The organism is Shinella lacus, assembly GCF_010994755.1.
GTDB lineage: Bacteria > Pseudomonadota > Alphaproteobacteria > Rhizobiales > Rhizobiaceae > Shinella > Shinella lacus.
The window spans coordinates 348,842-364,474 of record NZ_WHSB02000002.1 but is presented as its reverse complement, the minus strand read 5'-3'; the positions used below and the strand labels follow the sequence as shown (position 1 = coordinate 364,474).

Below are 15,633 nucleotides of genomic sequence, written 5' to 3'. Positions count from 1 at the left end.
GCTCCGACCAGGCACAGCGAGGGATGCGAGATGACAGTGGCAGCGACCGGCAGTGACGAACACGCCCCCCTGCTTTCCAACCGCCTGCTGACGCGCCTGACGATTTCCGTCGCGGTTCTTGCCGGCGTGACCGTCGCCATCAGCCTTGCCGGCCGCATGCTTGGCGAACGCATCGCGCTTGCCGGCCATACGGAAAGCGCCCAGCCGATCGATATCGTCATCGGCCAGGACCAGATCCGGCTTCCCGCCAACACGATCCGCTTCGAGGAACAACGCCAGACCGGCCGCGCCGAACGGGTCGATCTCTACCTGACCTGGCCCGAAATGAAGGGCTATTCCAATGCCGAGCGCGTAAAATTCAACGATGCCAGCCGCCCCGAAAGCCTGATTTTCCTCAATCTTTCGCAAAGCACAATGTCGAAGGACATGTCCGGCCGGCTGGGACCGATCTACAGCCACCTCTTCGACGACCGGCCCGAGCCCGGCCCGGCGGGGCTGACTTTGCAGCCTCTGAAGGACACGTCTGGTTATGGCGGCGAGGTGTTCTTCACCGGCGTGCTGCCGGATGGGTCCGATTATGCGGTGCGCTGCATGATGCCTGCCGACCCGTCGCAATCGACGAGCGCCGACTGCCAGCGCGATATCCACATCGGCCGCGATCTTTCTGTGCTTTATCGTTTTTCGAGCAGACTTTTGCCGCAGTGGCAGGCCATGGAGGCGCGCGTTCGCGACTATCTCGGCCAGTCCTTCATCGAGGACGGCCATCCCTCGTCCGCCCGCCTGAACCGATAAACCCCGTCGATAAAACCCGGCCAATCTCAGAAACCAATGATTCATCATAAACCGATTGGTAACGCTATCCCACTACTGTGCTGGGAACGGTCGTTCCGGGAAGTCCACCTCCGGATCACATGTGCAATCCAAGCATGAAGAGTAGCCTAGTGTCCCGTTCCGTATTCCTCGATTTTCTCCCCCGCTCTTGTCAGGCAATTGCCACTGCGGCGAAAGGTCTGGTGATCGTGGGGATGGTCGCCACCGTAGCCGTCGCGACCCCGGCCGAGGCCAATCCGAAATATTCCGGCATCGTCATCGACGCGAAAACCGGCAAGGTACTCTACAGCGAAGACGCCGATGCGCTGCGTTATCCCGCTTCGCTTACCAAGATGATGACGCTGTACCTGACCTTCGAGGCGCTGGAGGCCGGAAAGATCCGCCTCAACACCCGCGTTCCCTTCTCGAAGAATGCCTCCAGCGAACCGCCGACCAAGCTTGGCGTGGGCACCGGTAATTCCATCACCGTCGAGCAGGCCATGCTCGGGCTCATTACCCGTTCGGCGAATGACGCTTCCACGGCGCTTGCCGAATTCCTCGGCGGCTCGGAAGAGCGTTTTGCCCGCATCATGACGCAGAAGGCGCGTGCGCTCGGCATGACCCGCACGGTCTACCGCAACGCGAACGGCCTTCCCAATACGGCACAGGTGACGACCGCCCGCGACCAGGCCCGTCTCGGCATCGCGCTGCGCCAGCATTTTCCGCAATACTATTCCTATTTTTCGGTGCGCAGCTTCCGCTTCGGCAAGCAGACCATCAACGGCCATAACCGCCTGCTCGGCAGCGTGCGTGGCGTGGATGGCATCAAGACCGGTTATACCCGCGCTTCCGGCTACAATCTCGTGACCTCGGCCGTCGCCGATGGCCGCAGCGTCGTTGGCGTCGTCATCGGCGGCCGTTCGGGTGCGGCCCGCGACCAGCAGATGCGCAAGCTGATCGCCACCTACATGCCGAAAGCCTCGCGCCGCGGCGGCGGCGACCTGATCGCCGAAACCAAGGATGCGCCGACGCTGACCGCCGAAGCCGTGACGAAGAAAACGGCGACCGCGTCGCTCGCCGGCGGTCTCGACCTGCCGGAAAACGGCCCGATCCCGACCTATCGCTACAACGAAGCCCGCATCGAGACGGCCTATGCCGCAACGGCGGACGAAGGCTCGGAAGTCGTCGGCAAGCGCGCGCTCGCCGCCACGCTGAAGATCCAGCGCGACAGCGCCGTTCCGCCGGAAGACCTGACCGAACAAGGCGACACCGGCGGCGACGTCGACAAGCTGACCACATCCTCCACCGTTGCCGCCGTCGCATCGGAATCCGTGCCTTCGGGCTGGGTGATCCAGATCGGCGCAACGCCGGACCGCGGCCAGGCGCAGGACCTGCTTTCCAAGGCGAAGGACCAGGGCGGCAAGGCGCTCTCCAGCGCACAGCCCTTCACGGTCGCCGTCAACAGCGGCAGCCAGCAACTCTATCGTGCTCGCTTCGGCGGCTTCGATGGCCAGGATCGCGCTGCCGCAGCCTGCAAGGTGCTGAAGCGCAAGGGTTTCGCCTGCTGGGCCAGCCAGCAGTAAAGACGATCGGAGCGCGCCAGCGTGTTCGGCGCGCTTTCAAAAAACTACCGCCTTGCGCCCGCGACGGCCACCGGACAGGTTTTGCATACCGGAGGCTGCGGGGCGAAGGCAGGCGGATACCGTGAAGACGGTTCTGCCATCCTCGATTTGGTATTGCGTACGAGGCAGATCATGGCGATGAACGAAAACCAGTTCGATGTCCCCCCGGAAGCGCGCGACGAAAAGCGCAAGTCGCTGAAGGGAACGCTTCACCCGCTGCACGAGGCGGCGATGCGGATTGCGGATATCGGGCTCGGCCGTTCACGCAACAAGACGAAGGATCTCGTCGGCATGCTGCTCGCGCACGGCGCCCGCGCCTGGCGCTCCGGGCAGCCCGCCGCCGGGATCCATCTCCACGTCGGCGTCAGCGGACGTCGCCATCCGGTGCGCCTGCGCATACGCTGAGCCAAAAAACGCTTAGAGAAGTCCGAGTTCGGCAAGTTCGCGCCGAAGCTCCAGCGGCAGGTCGGCCGTGCCGTCGCCCATGTTCTTCAGGTCACGCGGCGCATCGTCGTCGGTGAGATAGCGCCAGCCTTGAAAGGCGCGGCGCGGCTGGTATTCGGTCTCGATGACCTCCGGCCCCAGCACCAGTTCGCAGCGCGAAATGCCATCCACATCGGTAAAACTCTTCAGGCCGAGCAGCGGCTGGCGCGCCTGCACCTGGCCCTTGATCACCCAATAGAGCGAGCCGCCGTCGAGCAGCTCCTGGTCGCGCTTGGGGATCATGCGTGTGATATGGCTGGAATGCGGCTCCATGCCCGCCGCGATCGCGATCAGCGAGCGTTCGGACACCCATTCGCGCAGGTCCTCGATCGAGTCCGCGCCGACACAGAGTTTGATGAGATGCAGGGCCATGGCTCTTTGAACGCTCTTGCGGCGGCCGGGTCAAGGGGCCGCCGCGTCGCACTCCACAGGGAAGAAGTAAGGAGCCTCAGCACTCCACCACGTTGACGGCGAGGCCGCCGGTGGAGGTTTCCTTGTACTTCTCGTTCATGTCGACGCCGGTCTGGCGCATCGTCTCGATACAGGCATCGAGCGGCACGAAATGCACGCCATCGCCCTTCAGCGCGAGCGACGCGGCGGTGACGGCCTTGACGGCGCCCAGTGCGTTGCGCTCGATGCAGGGCACCTGCACGAGGCCGGCAATGGGATCGCAGGTCATGCCGAGATGGTGTTCCAGCGCGATTTCCGCGGCATTCTCCACCTGTTCCGGCGTGCCGCCCATGACGGCGGCGAGGCCGGCGGCGGCCATGGCGGAGGCGGAGCCCACCTCCCCCTGACAGCCGACTTCGGCGCCCGAGATCGAGGCATTGTGCTTGATGATGCCGCCGACGGCCGCTGCCGTCAGCAGGTAGTCGCGAATGCCGTCCTGATCGGCATCCTCATGGAAATGCAGATAGTAACGGATCGTGGCGGGCACGACGCCGGCCGCACCATTGGTCGGCGAGGTGACGACGCGGCCGCCCGCGGCATTCTCCTCGTTGACGGCCATGGCGTAGACGGAAAGCCAGTCGTTGGCGAGCAGCGGGTTCGCCTTGTTGGAGCGCCACTCCTCCTGCAGCTTGTCGTGGATCGAGCGGGCACGCCGGCGCACCTTCAGCCCGCCCGGCATGATGCCTTCGTTTTTCAGGCCACGGTCGATGCAGCTCTTCATCGCGCCCCAGATGCGGTCGAGGCCGGAATCCAACTCCATGCGCGACATGGTCGCTTCCTCGTTCGCCCGCTTCATCTGGGCGATCGTCATGCCGGAGCGCCCAGCCATTTCCAGCATCTGCTTGGCGGAGGCGAAGGGGAACGGCACTTTCTTGTCGCCGGCGCGCGCCTTGCTGGCGCGCATCTGTTCGAGCTCGGTATCGGTGACGACGAAGCCGCCGCCGACGGAATAGTAGATGCGCTTAAGGAGCAGCCGGTCGTCGCGGTCGTAGGCGGAGAAGGTCATGCCGTTGGCATGGCCCGGCAGCGGGTTCTTCTTGTCGAAGATCAGGTCGGTCTTCGGCTGGAAGGCGTAGCCGGGATGGCCGGGCGGCGTGATGCGACCGGTGCGCTCCACCTCGCCGATAATGGCGTCCATCCGGTCCGGATCGACCGAATCGGGCCGCTCGCCCATCAGGCCGAGCACGACGGCGCGGTCGGAACCATGGCCGACGCCGGTATAGGCGAGCGAGCCGTGCAGGCTCATGCGGATGGTCGCGACCTGCGCGCCGGCGGGGCGCGGCCAGTCGGACGAGAGGATGAGGTCGAGAAAGCGGTTCGCCGCCGACATCGGCCCCATCGTGTGGGAGCTCGAAGGCCCGATACCAATCTTGAAGACATCAAATACCGAAAGAAACATTCCCGGACTTCTCCTTGCCGCGGCAGGCCACGCTTTGATCCTTGAAGCTACGTTATCATGCGCCGCGCATAAGGCGATCTCCCGACATCGGGTTTTACGTGCGCGACATTGCCTTCAGGATCGGACGATAAAAACAAAAACAGCGCGCCTGGGAGAGCGCGCTGTTTATGTAAGGACGATGGCCCGGTGTTTTCAGATGCCGCCGAAGAGATAGGCGATAACCAGGACTGCGCCAAAACCAAGGACTGCACGGGCGGTGACGCCCCAGCAGGATTTCTGAACAGTGCTTTCCATGATTTCCCCGATTGGAAGACTATCGCGATGGCGTGTTCGGCCCCGCATGGCGCCCTGTTTAATGAAGATTTCATGAAACCGCAATCGCGAAAAATGGCGAAACCAAGGCTCCGGGCACATAGGAGCCCCGCGCAAATTGCATGACCTGTCGCAAAATCAGACAGTTATCGTTTCGTGCCGCCTTTTGAGGCCGCCGTCATTCCGCCCAAGGTCTAAACAAGCCTGCGGCGGCGCTTGCAAAATGCGCGATCCATGGCAAAACGCTGAGCCATGAGCACACCCGATCTCGTCGCCCTCGCCATCTTCATCCTCCTGTGGACGGGATATTCCTGGATCACGGAGCGGGCAAAGCTGTTCGACCGCGTCAGCCTCACAAGGGCGATGAGTTCGCAGCGCGCGGTTTGGATCCGCAATGCCATGCACCGCGACCTGCGCATGATCGACACGCAGATCATGGCCGGCCTGCAGAACGGCACGGCCTTCTTCGCCTCCACCTCGATCTTCGCGCTCGGCGGCTGCTTTGCGCTGCTCGGCGCCACGGAGCAGGTCTTTGCCATTTTCAGCGACCTGCCGCTGGTGTTCCAGGGCAGCCGCGCCGGCTTCGAGCTGAAGGTCGGCGGGCTTGCGGTGATCTTCGGCTACGCCTTCTTCAAGTTCGGCTGGTCCTACCGGCTCTTCAATTATTGCACGATCCTGCTCGGCGCCATCCCGATGAGCGGCGACGTGCACAAGGACCCGGCCGGCGCGGACCTTGCCGCCGACAAGGTGATCCGCATGAACATCCTTGCGGCGAAACATTTCAACATGGGCCTGCGCGCCATCTTCCTGTCGATCGGCTATCTCGGCTGGTTCATCAGCCCCTATCTCTTCATCGCGACCACCTTCGGCATCATCATCGTGCTCGTCCGCCGGCAGTTCTATTCGGAAGCGCGCCTTGCTGTGCTGGAACGCCTGGACTGACAAGGATCTCTCACCGGCCACCTTTCGGCCATCCGCCCGGCGCAAGCTTGGCGTGACATTCTCCCATGGACCAAAGCAATGCAGCGACCCCGAACCATGACGACGACGGTGATTGACGGCAATTTGGCAGAAGGAAGCGCCGCAACGCGCCGCCTGCCCCGCATCCCGTTGATCGACCAGCTCCGCGCCATCGCGCTGATCGCCATGGCGATCTATCATTTCACCTGGGATCTCGGCTTTTTCGGCTATATCGCGCCGGAGACCGCCACGACCGGCGGCTGGAAGATTTTTGCGCGGGTGATCGCCGGGAGCTTCCTGTTCCTCGCCGGTTTCAGCTTGGTGCTCGGTCACGCGCAGGGTTTTCGCCCGCGGGCGTTTTTCATCCGGTTCGGCAAGATCGGGCTGGCGGCAGCGATCATCAGCGTCGCCACCTGGTTCGCCTTCCCCGACACGTTCATCTTCTTCGGCATCCTGCACGCCATCGCCGCCGCGAGCCTCATCGGCCTTCTCTTCGTGCGCCTGCCGGTCGTCGTCACGCTGCTGGTCGCCGCGGCGGCCGTCGCCGCTCCCTTTTACCTGCGCGCACCGCTGTTCGACCATCCGGCGCTCTGGTGGGTCGGGCTCTCGGTCAACGTGCCGCGCTCGAACGACTATGTGCCGCTGCTGCCGTGGCTGGCACCGGTACTGCTGGGCATCGCGATGGCCCGGCTTTTCGTCGCCAGCCCGCTGCCGGAACGGCTTGCCGGCTATGGCGCTACAACGAAAGTCTGGTGGAAAAGCCTGCTGGAAAAAGCGGGCCGCCACAGTCTCGCCATCTATCTTATTCACCAGCCCGTGCTGATCGCGCTCGTCTATGGCTTTTCCCTCGTGGTGCCGGCGCCTGCGGCCGACCCCGTCGAGAGCTACACCAAGAGCTGCGTCAGCGCCTGCGTCAACGAACGCGGCGCCGGCTTCTGCCAGAGCTTTTGCGGCTGCACGCTCACCCGGCTGATGGAGCAAAATCTCTTCGCCGACCTGAACCGCGGCGCGATCGACGTGACGAAGGATGAGCGCATCGCTGCGATCTCGTCGCAATGCACGGCAAATGCCGAAACGGAAACCGAGCTGAAGGAATAGGATCATGAATGCCTATCGCATGAAGCCGCTGGCCTTTCCCTGGCCCCCGCTGATCTACGGCGCGGCCATAGCGGCGGCCTTCCTGCTGCAGGCGTGGTTTCCGCTGGCGGTGTCCGACACGAATATCTGGATTGCGCGCGCGGCCGGCGGTGCGTTGATCATCACGGCGATCGTTCTGGATGTCTGGGCCATGCGCACGCTGCTCGACAGCCACACAACGATCATGCCGAACCGCTGCTCGACCCATCTCGTGACCTCCGGCCCCTACCGCTTTACCCGCAATCCGATCTATCTCGGCTATACGCTGGCGACGGCCGGCATGGGCCTTGCCATGCTCAATCCCTGGTGCCTGGTCACGGCGACGGTCGCCGCCGTCGTCACCAGTATCGTGGCGATCAAGCGCGAGGAACTGCACCTGCTCTCGCGCTTCGGCATCGATTTCGAGCGCTACTGCACCGGCACGTCGCGCTGGATCTGAATGGGGATTAAGTGCCGACGCCGATCTCGGCTAGGCGCGTCAGACACGCTTCCTCGACATTGTCGAGTTCGGTCAGCGTTTCCTCGATGTCACGCCGCTTCTGGCGCAACTCCTCGCGCTTTTCACTGACCTTGGCCATCAGCAATTCGAGCTGACCGACTTCACCCGGCGGGTCCTTGTAGACGCGGATGATGTCGCGGATTTCCGCAATGGTGAAGCCGATGCGGCGCCCGCGCAGGATTTCCTGGATCAGACGACGGTCGGCCGGACGGAACAGACGCGTGCGGCCGCGGCGCTCGGGATGGATCAGCCCCTCGTCCTCGTAGAAGCGCAGGGTGCGGGTGGAAACCCCGAATTCGCGCGTCAGCTCGGTTATGGTATAAAACTTGTCCACGCCTGCTCCGATCTCGTCTGAGCGGGCATTTTATTGACTTTTACGTATAAGTCAATTTTTTGCCTATCTTATCGCAAACCACCATGTTGCGAGGCCCAGAAACGCAAAGAACCCGACGATATCGGTGACCGCCGTGACGAAGACGCTGGAGGAGACCGCCGGGTCGGCGCCGGCGCGGTCGAGCAGCATGGGGATGGTGATGCCGGCGAGCGCTGCGGCGCACATGTTGATCAGCATGGCGACCGCAATGACGCCGCCGATGTTGACGTCGTGGAACCAGAGTGCCGCCACGCAGCCGATCACGATACCGAAGGCGACGCCATGCAGCAGGCCGACGCCGGCCTCGCGTCGCACGACGCGCCAGGCATTGTGGATGTCGAGGTCACGGGTCGCAAGCGCGCGCACCGTCACGGTCATCGTCTGCGAGCCGGCATTGCCGCCCATGCCGGCGACGATCGGCATCAGCACGGCAAGCGCCACGATCTCCTCGATCGTCGCCTCGAACAGCGAAATGACGGAGGCCGCGAGGAAGGCCGTCAGCAGGTTGACCAGCAGCCACGGCGCGCGGGACCGCACGGTCTCGATGGTCTTGTCCGACAGTTCTTCGTCGCCGACGCCGCCGAGGCGCATCAGGTCTTCCTCGGCCTCTTCCTGGATGACGTCGACCACGTCGTCGATGGTCAGCACGCCGACCAGGCGGCCGTTCTCGTCGACGACGGCGGCGGAGAGAAGGTCGTACTGCTCGAAGAGCTGGGCGGCCTCTTCCTGGTCCATCTCGGCCGGGATCGGGTGGTTCGTCTCGCGCATGATCGCTTCGATCTTCGTGTTGCGCGAGGTGCGCAGCACGCGGTCGAGATCGATCGCGCCGAGCAGGCGGAAGGTCGGGTCGATGACGAAGATCTGCGAAAAGCTCTCCGGCAGGTCGGCGTCCTCGCGCAGGTAGTCGATCGTCTGGCCAATCGTCCAGAACGGCGGCACGGCGACGAATTCCGTCTGCATGCGTCGGCCGGCCGTGCTTTCCGGATAGTCGAGCGAACGGCGGAGCCGGATCCGCTCGGTGAACGGCAGCTTGGAGAGGATCTCCTCCTGGTCCTCCTGGTCGAGGTCTTCCAGGATGTAGACGGCGTCGTCCGAATCCATCTCGCCAAGCGCCGCGGCGATCTGGTCATTCGGCATGTGCTCTACGATGTCGAGACGGATCGCCTCGTCGACCTCGGTCAGGGCCGCAAGGTCGAAGTCGTCGCCGAGCAGAGAGACGAGCTGGCGGCGCTGTTCCGGCTGGATCGCCTCCAGCAGGTCGCCCATTTCCGATTCATGCAGGCGCGCGACGTGGCGGCGCAGGAAGAGCAGGTCGCGATCGGCAATCGCCGCGCCGACATACATCAGGAAATCCGAGCGGATCGAGCCGTCCTCGGCGTAGATGTCCTCGCCGTCGAAGGTACTGTGTTCTGCCTGTCCCTTATGGATGCGGTGGTCGTCGCCGGTGTTTTCCATCGGGCCGCTCCTTGCGTCGGGATCGTCCCACCTGGCGCGCCGGCCGAGCAGAAACGACAGGGATTACGTGCAGGGTTTCCTCGAAGCGCCCCTCGCCGGGCGCGCCGCTCACCATCGTGCTAAAGCAAAGCGCGCGGCCGGTCCATCACCGAAAGCGGCAAAAGCCGGCGTGGGACAAAAATTTCGCAAGCTGTTGCAATTTCATGAAAATCACACGATTCGCGGCGCCCGGAAGCACCCGGGATTTCCCGCCTGCCGCAAACAGGCTAGGGATGGGAGCCCAGACACAGCCGGAGAAACCATGGCGATCCTTCCCATCCTGCGCTACCCCGATCCGCGTCTGCGTTCGCCCTGCCGCAAGGTGGAGCTGTTCGATGCGCGGCTGGCGACGCTCGCCGACGATCTCGCCGCCACGATGCGCGCAGCACCCGGCATCGGCATCACCGCCGCCCATGTCGGCGTGCTTGAACGGCTGACGGTGATCGAGCTCGAAGGGCCGGGCTCGCTCCGCGTCTATGTGAACCCGGAAATCGAATGGTTTTCGCCGGAGCTGCAACGCCACACCGAGGGCAGCGTTTCCATGCCCGGCATGACGGACGAGGTGGAGCGCCCTGCCCGCATCCGCCTCACCTATCAGGACCTCGCGGGCGGCACGCACAGCGAGGAAGCCGACGGCCTGCTCTCCGTCTGCCTTCAGCACGAGATCGACCAGCTCGACGGCATTTTCTGGATCGACCGCCTCTCCCGCCTGAAACGCGAACGCCTCGTCAAGAAATACAACAAAAACAAGGGCTGAATCGGACACGGGAAACCGGTGTTGACAGGGTTCGGGCGGGCCTTGAAACGGCCCCAATTGATTCCTTGTCAATGCGCGACAACAAGCCCAGTGTGATGGCTCCAGCAGCCATTGCCACGGGCGCTGTTGTTTGAGGGTTGGTTACCCTGGCCCCAAAAGGAAGGAGGACGTCATGTCTTCCGACGCCAAACTTGCCGCTATTTCCGAAACAGACATGCAGACGATCCAGTCGGTCCTCTTCCGCGCAGGTTACGACGTGGGCTCCGGAATCGGCGACGACTACAAATATAGCGCGGCCGCACTTCTGTTGATGCAGAAGATTCGCACCGAAGAGACATCCGCGGTGGCGCTCGAAGCCTATCTCGACGACCGGTTCGGCCGCTCCACCAAATACAAGGTGCTCTTTGCGCCGCTCCTCCCGCGCTACGCGATCCAGGGTTTGCCGGTGGTCGCCAAGGCGCTGATGCGCCCGATCGAAAAGCGCCGCCGCACCAATCTCAAAGAGCTGAAAAGCTGGGAGAACGAGGGCGGCTCGACCAGCGGAGCATAGACATGTCTTCCCGTTTGACGATGTCGATCCTGCTCGTCGTGTTCTCGATCGGCCTCATCTGGTCCTATAGCCCGGACCAAAGCAGATATGAACGACTGAACCCCGCGGCGCTTCGCCAGCCGATTTCCGCGCAACAGGAAAGCGATGACGGAAATGACGGAACGAACGACTGAAACGGAAATCACCTTCGCCCACGCCTTCTCGCTGGATTCCCTCGTGGAGGCGTTGCAGGCGGGAACCTATCGCCTCGTCGTCGACGAAGAACTGATCGAAGGCCTCAGCTTCCCGGCCTACAGGCGGGTCGCCACGCATCTGGAAATCCCCGCGATCGCCATCGCCACCGGGAAGCGCCAGTTCCTGCAGGTCACGTCGAAAGAGATCGACGAGGCGCTCGCCGCGGATGCGGGACGACCGCCGGATGGGCCGCGCTTCGTTCCCTGATGGGAAGGCGTCAATCAGCATCAAAGGCCCAAAACAAAAGAGACCCGCCGAAGCGGGTCTCTTTTTTGGTGCGGTCGAGAAGACTCGAACTTCCACGGGTTGCCCCACAGCGACCTCAACGCTGCGCGTCTACCAATTCCGCCACGACCGCATCGTGGTAGGCGTCGTCTTGCGGCGACGGAGGTGCATGTAGCAAAAGCATTTGGGGTGCACAAGGCTGATGCGAAAGAAAAATGACGGAAAGCGAAACAATTTCAACAGGTCCTGTGCACAGCCCCGGAAACCCCTGAAATCCTTGCATGATCGCCCCTATATCTGGCAGAACGGAACGAAAAGGACGGGCCTCATGCAGCGGCAGGACATCTCCATTTCCCTTCTCGCGGTTCCCGGCTCGCCGCCGGTGCGCTGGCGCATCGCGCCGGACCTCGTTCCCTATGACGTGGCCATCGAAACCATGGAAAAAGAGGCTGCCGCCATCGCCAATGGCGAGGCTGATGAACTCGTCTGGCTGGTCGAACACCCGCCCCTCTACACCGCCGGCACGAGCGCGAACGCCGCCGACCTCATGGCGCCGGATCGGTTCCCGGTGTTTTCCACAGGCCGCGGCGGCGAATACACCTATCACGGCCCCGGCCAGCGGGTCGTCTATGTCATGCTGGATCTGAAACGCCGCCGGCAGGACGTGCGCGCCTTCGTGGCGGCGCTGGAGGCGGTGGTGATCGATGCGCTCGATTCGATGAACGTGCGCGGCGAGCGGCGCGAGGATCGCGTCGGCGTCTGGGTGCGCCGGCCGGAGCGCCCGGCCCTGCCGGATGGTTCGCCGGCCGAGGATAAGATCGCGGCGATCGGCATCCGGCTGCGTCGCTGGGTGAGTTTTCACGGCTTTTCGCTCAACGTCGATCCCGAGCTCGAACATTTCTCCGGCATCGTGCCCTGCGGCATCCGCGGCTATGGCGTGACGAGCCTCGTCGATCTCGGCCTGCCGGTTATGATGAGCGACGTCGACATGCGCATCCGCGATTCGTTCGAGCGGGTGTTCGGAGACACCGTTTCAGAAGCGGACTGTCAGCCGAGCAGCCTTTCGCAGGCATAGATGATCGCATAGCCGTGCAGCACGATGGCGGCGTAGAGGCCGAAGCCTGCCAGCAGGCGCTGCGGCGCCGTCATCGGATCGAGCGCCCGGCGCGGTTTGACGCCGCCGGCGCCGATCAGGCTCAGCGCGGTGAAAACGGCAAGGCCGGCGATCAGGAGCTGGAGCGGCAATCCGATCCGCCAGCCGACCCAAAGGATCGCCAGCGTCACGAGGAAACTTGCGACAAGCAGGCCGCGGCGTGTCGAGAAGACCTGGCGCAGCAACTGGCCGCCGTCGAACCGGTGCATCGGCAGCAGGTTCAGCAGGTTGAAGGCACCGAGGATCAGGAGGAAGACGACCAGCACGCCGCTCGCCGCGTGGCCCGAAGCATCGTGCAAGGCCACCAGAGGCGGTACGAGAAAGGCCGACATGCCGGCGCCCATCAGCGCGCAGACCGCCACCTCGAAGGTCGAATTGTAGGGTCGTCCGCCAACGGCGATGCCGCCCAGCAGCGGCACGAAGATCATGCGCACCCGCTGGTGCCCGAAAGCCCGATAGGCCGCCATGTGGCCGAGTTCGTGCAGCACGATCACCACGGTGAGCATGGTGGACAGCAGCAATCCGCGCGGGCCGAGCCCGAAGAACGGCCAGAGCAGCAGCGTCGAAAGCACGGCAAGGCCCACCTGGGTCAACGGGTGCTCCAGAACGCCGTGCACCTCGCCCTTGCCGGTCGCCAGCCACCGGTCGAGCGCCTTCATTTCCCGGCGCAGCTGGATGTAGCGGAACAGCAGGAAGGCGATACCGCGATAGCGGTCGGTCTGCTCGACGGTAAGCGCCGTGCCGCCCGGAACCGCGCGCAGAAAACGCCGCTCCACATAATTCCGCCAGAAGGAGGCATCGAGCGCGCTGTCCTCGACCACCCGCGTCTCGCAGGCGATGCCATCGGCATCCGTCGCCTCGCTGACCGAGAGCGTGCGCGTGATCGGATCGCCGCGGCGGTCGGGATAGGAAAAGGTCTGCTTCACGCGGTCGCCGGCCAGCCGCTCACTGGAAACGACCGAGGGATGCCAGTCCGCCTGTTCACCGAGCGGGCTGACCAGGGCGGCGATGCGGCCCGGCGGCGCGTGGAAGACGCGGGTGAGATGGAGGGTGCGCCTGCCGACCGGTGCGGCGATCAACAGCCAGATCAGCCCGAGATTGATCGTCAGAAGCAGGATCACCGAAAACGATATCGACATGCCGTCCTCCCCGACCGTCATGGCAGGCAGAAACGACGCTAACGGCAAAGTCCTAACAAATGTTAAGAACCGGCCTCACGCAAAATCCATGATGACCGCGTCGACCGCGAGGCTCTCGCCCGGCTTGGCGCGGATCGAGCCAACCGTCAGGTCGCGCTCGGCCCGCAGCACGTTTTCCATCTTCATCGCCTCGACGACGGCCAGCGTCTCGCCCGCCTTCACCTCCTGCCCCTCGCTGACGGCGATCGACACGACGAGACCCGGCATCGGGCAGAGCAGCATCTTCGACGTGTCCGGCGGCAGTTTTTTCGGCATCAGCGCGTCAAGTTCGGCAAGGCGCGGCGTGAAGACGCGGGTGCGCACGGAAAGCCCCTGCCAGTCGATGCGCAGGCCGTTCGCGAAAGGTCGAAGCTGCGCCGTCAAGCGACGTCCGTCGATCTCGCCGCGCCAAACCGATTGGCCCGGCCGCCAGTCGGCGGCGACGGCATCGCCGGCGGTGAGCGCATGGTAGGCATCGCCGATCTTTACCACCCAGTCCCTGCGCGCCGGCATTGTCGGGCGCAGCCGGTCGACATGGTTGGCACGGCGCTCGGCATCGACGAGATGGGTCGACAGAGAGACGCGGGCGAGGATGGCGGCCTCCTCATCTGTCGGCGCCATGGGCGCAAAACCGTCCGGATATTCCTCGGCGATGAAGCCGGTGGAAAGCCGGCCTTCCCGCCAGCGCGGATGGCGCATCAGGGCGGCGAGGAAGGGCACGTTGTGCTCGATACCGTCGACCGTAAAACCATCCAGCGCATCGCTCATCGCGTCGATCGCCTGGAGCCGCGTCGGCGCCCAGGTGCAGAGCTTGGCGACCATCGGGTCGTAATACATCGAAATCTCGGCGCCTTCGTAGACGCCCGTGTCGTTGCGCACGATCGCCTCGCCGCTCTTGCCTTCAACGGGCGGGCGGTAGCGGGTGAGCCGGCCGATCGAGGGCAGGAAGTTGCGGTACGGGTCCTCGGCGTAAAGCCGGCTTTCCACTGCCCAGCCGTTCAGCTTGATGTCGGCCTGCGCCAGCGCCAGCTTTTCACCGGCGGCGATGCGGATCATCTGTTCGACGAGGTCGATGCCGGTGATAAGTTCGGTGACCGGATGCTCGACCTGCAGGCGCGTGTTCATTTCGAGGAAGTAGAAATTGCGCTCGCGGTCGACGATGAACTCCACCGTGCCGGCGCTCTGGTAGTCCACGGCCTTGGCGAGCGCCACCGACTGCTCGCCCATCGCGCGCCGCGTCGCCGCGTCAAGGAAGGGCGACGGCGCCTCTTCCACGACCTTCTGGTTTCGCCGCTGGATGGAGCATTCGCGCTCACCGAGATAGAGCGTCGTGCCATGGGCATCGGCCAGCACCTGGATTTCGATATGGCGCGGATCGACGATGTATTTTTCGATGAACACGCGGTCATCGCCGAAGGAATTCTTCGCCTCCGAGCGGGCGCGCTCGAAACCGTCGCGCACCTCGGTTTCGTCCCAGGCGATGCGCATGCCCTTGCCGCCACCGCCGGCGGACGCCTTGATCATCACCGGGTAGCCGATCTCGCCGGCAATGCGCTCGGCATGCGCGCCATCCTCGATGACACCGAGGAAGCCGGGCACGGTCGAGACCTTTGCCGCATTGGCGAATTTCTTCGATTCGATCTTGTCGCCCATGGCGCGGATCGCCTTCGGCTTGGGGCCGATGAAGATAATGCCCTCCGCCTCCAGCGCCTCGCAGAAGCTTGCACGCTCGGAAAGGAAGCCGTAGCCCGGATGCACGGCCTGCGCACCCGTTTCCTTGCAGGCGGCGATGATCTTTTCCGCGGCGAGGTAACTGTCAGCGGCCGGCGCCGGGCCGATATGCACGGCCTCGTCCGCCATCTCGACATGCAGCGCGTCGCGGTCCGCATCGGAATAGACCGCGACGGTGGCGATGCCCATCCTGCGTGCCGTCTTGATCACGCGGCAGGCGATCTCGCCGCGATTGGCAATCAGGATTTTCTTGAACATGCTTTCCT

General features: G+C 63.9%; 17 protein-coding genes and 1 tRNA gene. 11 read left to right on the top strand and 7 right to left on the bottom strand.

Annotation, left to right across the window (positions count from 1 at the left end):
* The first annotated feature begins 30 nt into the window (after positions 1–30).
* The 3 genes from GB927_RS06285 to GB927_RS06275 all read left to right on the top strand — a co-directional run bounded on the left by GB927_RS06285 (position 31) and on the right by GB927_RS06275 (position 2,837).
* On the top strand, positions 31–792 hold the full coding sequence (locus tag GB927_RS06285; RefSeq protein WP_256115809.1) for a hypothetical protein: 762 nt from the start codon (positions 31–33) through the stop codon (positions 790–792).
* Between the two features lie 134 nt (positions 793–926).
* Positions 927–2,393: a D-alanyl-D-alanine carboxypeptidase gene (locus GB927_RS06280; protein WP_256115807.1), complete on the top strand. Its 1,467-nt coding sequence runs from the start codon at positions 927–929 to the stop codon at positions 2,391–2,393.
* A 171-nt stretch (positions 2,394–2,564) separates the two neighbouring features.
* The gene (locus tag GB927_RS06275; protein ID WP_256116179.1) at positions 2,565–2,837 is read left to right on the top strand and encodes a hypothetical protein; all 273 of its coding nucleotides are present in this window, start codon (positions 2,565–2,567) and stop codon (positions 2,835–2,837) included.
* 12 nt (positions 2,838–2,849) lie between these two features.
* Here GB927_RS06275 and GB927_RS06270 read toward each other — a convergent pair whose 3' ends face one another.
* Both GB927_RS06270 and GB927_RS06265 read right to left on the bottom strand, forming a co-directional pair.
* The gene (locus tag GB927_RS06270; RefSeq protein WP_256115806.1) at positions 2,850–3,287 is read right to left on the bottom strand and encodes a DUF1489 family protein; all 438 of its coding nucleotides are present in this window, start codon (positions 3,285–3,287) and stop codon (positions 2,850–2,852) included.
* Between the two features lie 76 nt (positions 3,288–3,363).
* Positions 3,364–4,764 carry an L-serine ammonia-lyase gene (locus GB927_RS06265; protein WP_256115805.1) on the bottom strand — a complete coding sequence of 467 codons (1,401 nt, stop codon included), beginning with the start codon at positions 4,762–4,764 and terminating at the stop codon, positions 3,364–3,366.
* A 564-nt stretch (positions 4,765–5,328) separates the two neighbouring features.
* On the opposite strand from GB927_RS06265, the gene GB927_RS06260 reads away from it, so the two are divergent.
* The 3 genes from GB927_RS06260 (at position 5,329) to GB927_RS06250 (ending at position 7,612) form a co-directional block, all read left to right on the top strand.
* Positions 5,329–6,018, top strand: a complete 690-nt coding sequence (locus GB927_RS06260; protein ID WP_256115804.1) for a DUF599 domain-containing protein — start codon at positions 5,329–5,331, stop codon at positions 6,016–6,018.
* Positions 6,019–6,096: 78 nt separating this feature from the next.
* Complete coding sequence (locus GB927_RS06255; protein ID WP_256115803.1) at positions 6,097–7,134, top strand: acetyltransferase domain-containing protein; 1,038 nt, start codon at positions 6,097–6,099, stop codon at positions 7,132–7,134.
* Positions 7,135–7,138: 4 nt separating this feature from the next.
* Entirely contained in the window at positions 7,139–7,612 is a 474-nt protein-coding gene (locus tag GB927_RS06250) for a methyltransferase family protein (RefSeq protein ID WP_256115802.1), read from the top strand.
* Positions 7,613–7,619: 7 nt separating this feature from the next.
* On the opposite strand, the gene GB927_RS06245 is transcribed toward GB927_RS06250, so the two are convergent.
* Positions 7,620–8,006 (bottom strand): MerR family transcriptional regulator, encoded by a 387-nt coding sequence (locus GB927_RS06245; protein WP_256115801.1) that lies wholly within the window; start codon positions 8,004–8,006, stop codon positions 7,620–7,622.
* Positions 8,007–8,069: 63 nt separating this feature from the next.
* A complete protein-coding gene (gene mgtE, locus GB927_RS06240; protein ID WP_256115800.1) occupies positions 8,070–9,500 on the bottom strand; it encodes a magnesium transporter in 1,431 nt (476 codons plus the stop codon).
* Between the two features lie 301 nt (positions 9,501–9,801).
* Between mgtE and GB927_RS06235 the strand changes: the two genes are divergently transcribed.
* From GB927_RS06235 to GB927_RS06220, 4 genes are all read left to right on the top strand, one after another.
* The gene (locus tag GB927_RS06235) at positions 9,802–10,296 is read left to right on the top strand and encodes a peptide deformylase (protein ID WP_256115798.1); all 495 of its coding nucleotides are present in this window, start codon (positions 9,802–9,804) and stop codon (positions 10,294–10,296) included.
* A gap of 172 nt (positions 10,297–10,468) precedes the next feature.
* Positions 10,469–10,846 (top strand): hypothetical protein, encoded by a 378-nt coding sequence (locus GB927_RS06230; protein ID WP_256115797.1) that lies wholly within the window; start codon positions 10,469–10,471, stop codon positions 10,844–10,846.
* A gap of 2 nt (positions 10,847–10,848) precedes the next feature.
* Positions 10,849–11,019, top strand: coding sequence for a hypothetical protein (locus tag GB927_RS06225; RefSeq protein WP_256115796.1), 171 nt, complete (start codon positions 10,849–10,851; stop codon positions 11,017–11,019).
* Positions 11,000–11,287, top strand: coding sequence for a hypothetical protein (locus tag GB927_RS06220; protein WP_256115795.1), 288 nt, complete (start codon positions 11,000–11,002; stop codon positions 11,285–11,287). Before GB927_RS06225 ends, GB927_RS06220 begins: the two co-directional genes overlap by 20 nt.
* 66 nt (positions 11,288–11,353) lie before the next feature.
* On the opposite strand, the gene GB927_RS06215 is transcribed toward GB927_RS06220, so the two are convergent.
* A tRNA-Leu gene (locus GB927_RS06215) sits at positions 11,354–11,438 on the bottom strand.
* A gap of 195 nt (positions 11,439–11,633) precedes the next feature.
* Here GB927_RS06215 and lipB point away from each other — a divergent pair.
* On the top strand, positions 11,634–12,380 hold the full coding sequence (gene lipB, locus GB927_RS06210) for a lipoyl(octanoyl) transferase LipB (RefSeq protein ID WP_256115794.1): 747 nt from the start codon (positions 11,634–11,636) through the stop codon (positions 12,378–12,380).
* Here the strand turns inward: lipB and GB927_RS06205 are convergent.
* Positions 12,353–13,597, bottom strand: coding sequence for a hypothetical protein (locus GB927_RS06205; RefSeq protein WP_256115793.1), 1,245 nt, complete (start codon positions 13,595–13,597; stop codon positions 12,353–12,355). The genes lipB and GB927_RS06205 overlap by 28 nt on opposite strands.
* 75 nt (positions 13,598–13,672) lie before the next feature.
* Positions 13,673–15,625 (bottom strand): acetyl-CoA carboxylase biotin carboxylase subunit, encoded by a 1,953-nt coding sequence (locus tag GB927_RS06200; protein WP_256115792.1) that lies wholly within the window; start codon positions 15,623–15,625, stop codon positions 13,673–13,675.
* Positions 15,626–15,633: the final 8 nt, after the last annotated feature.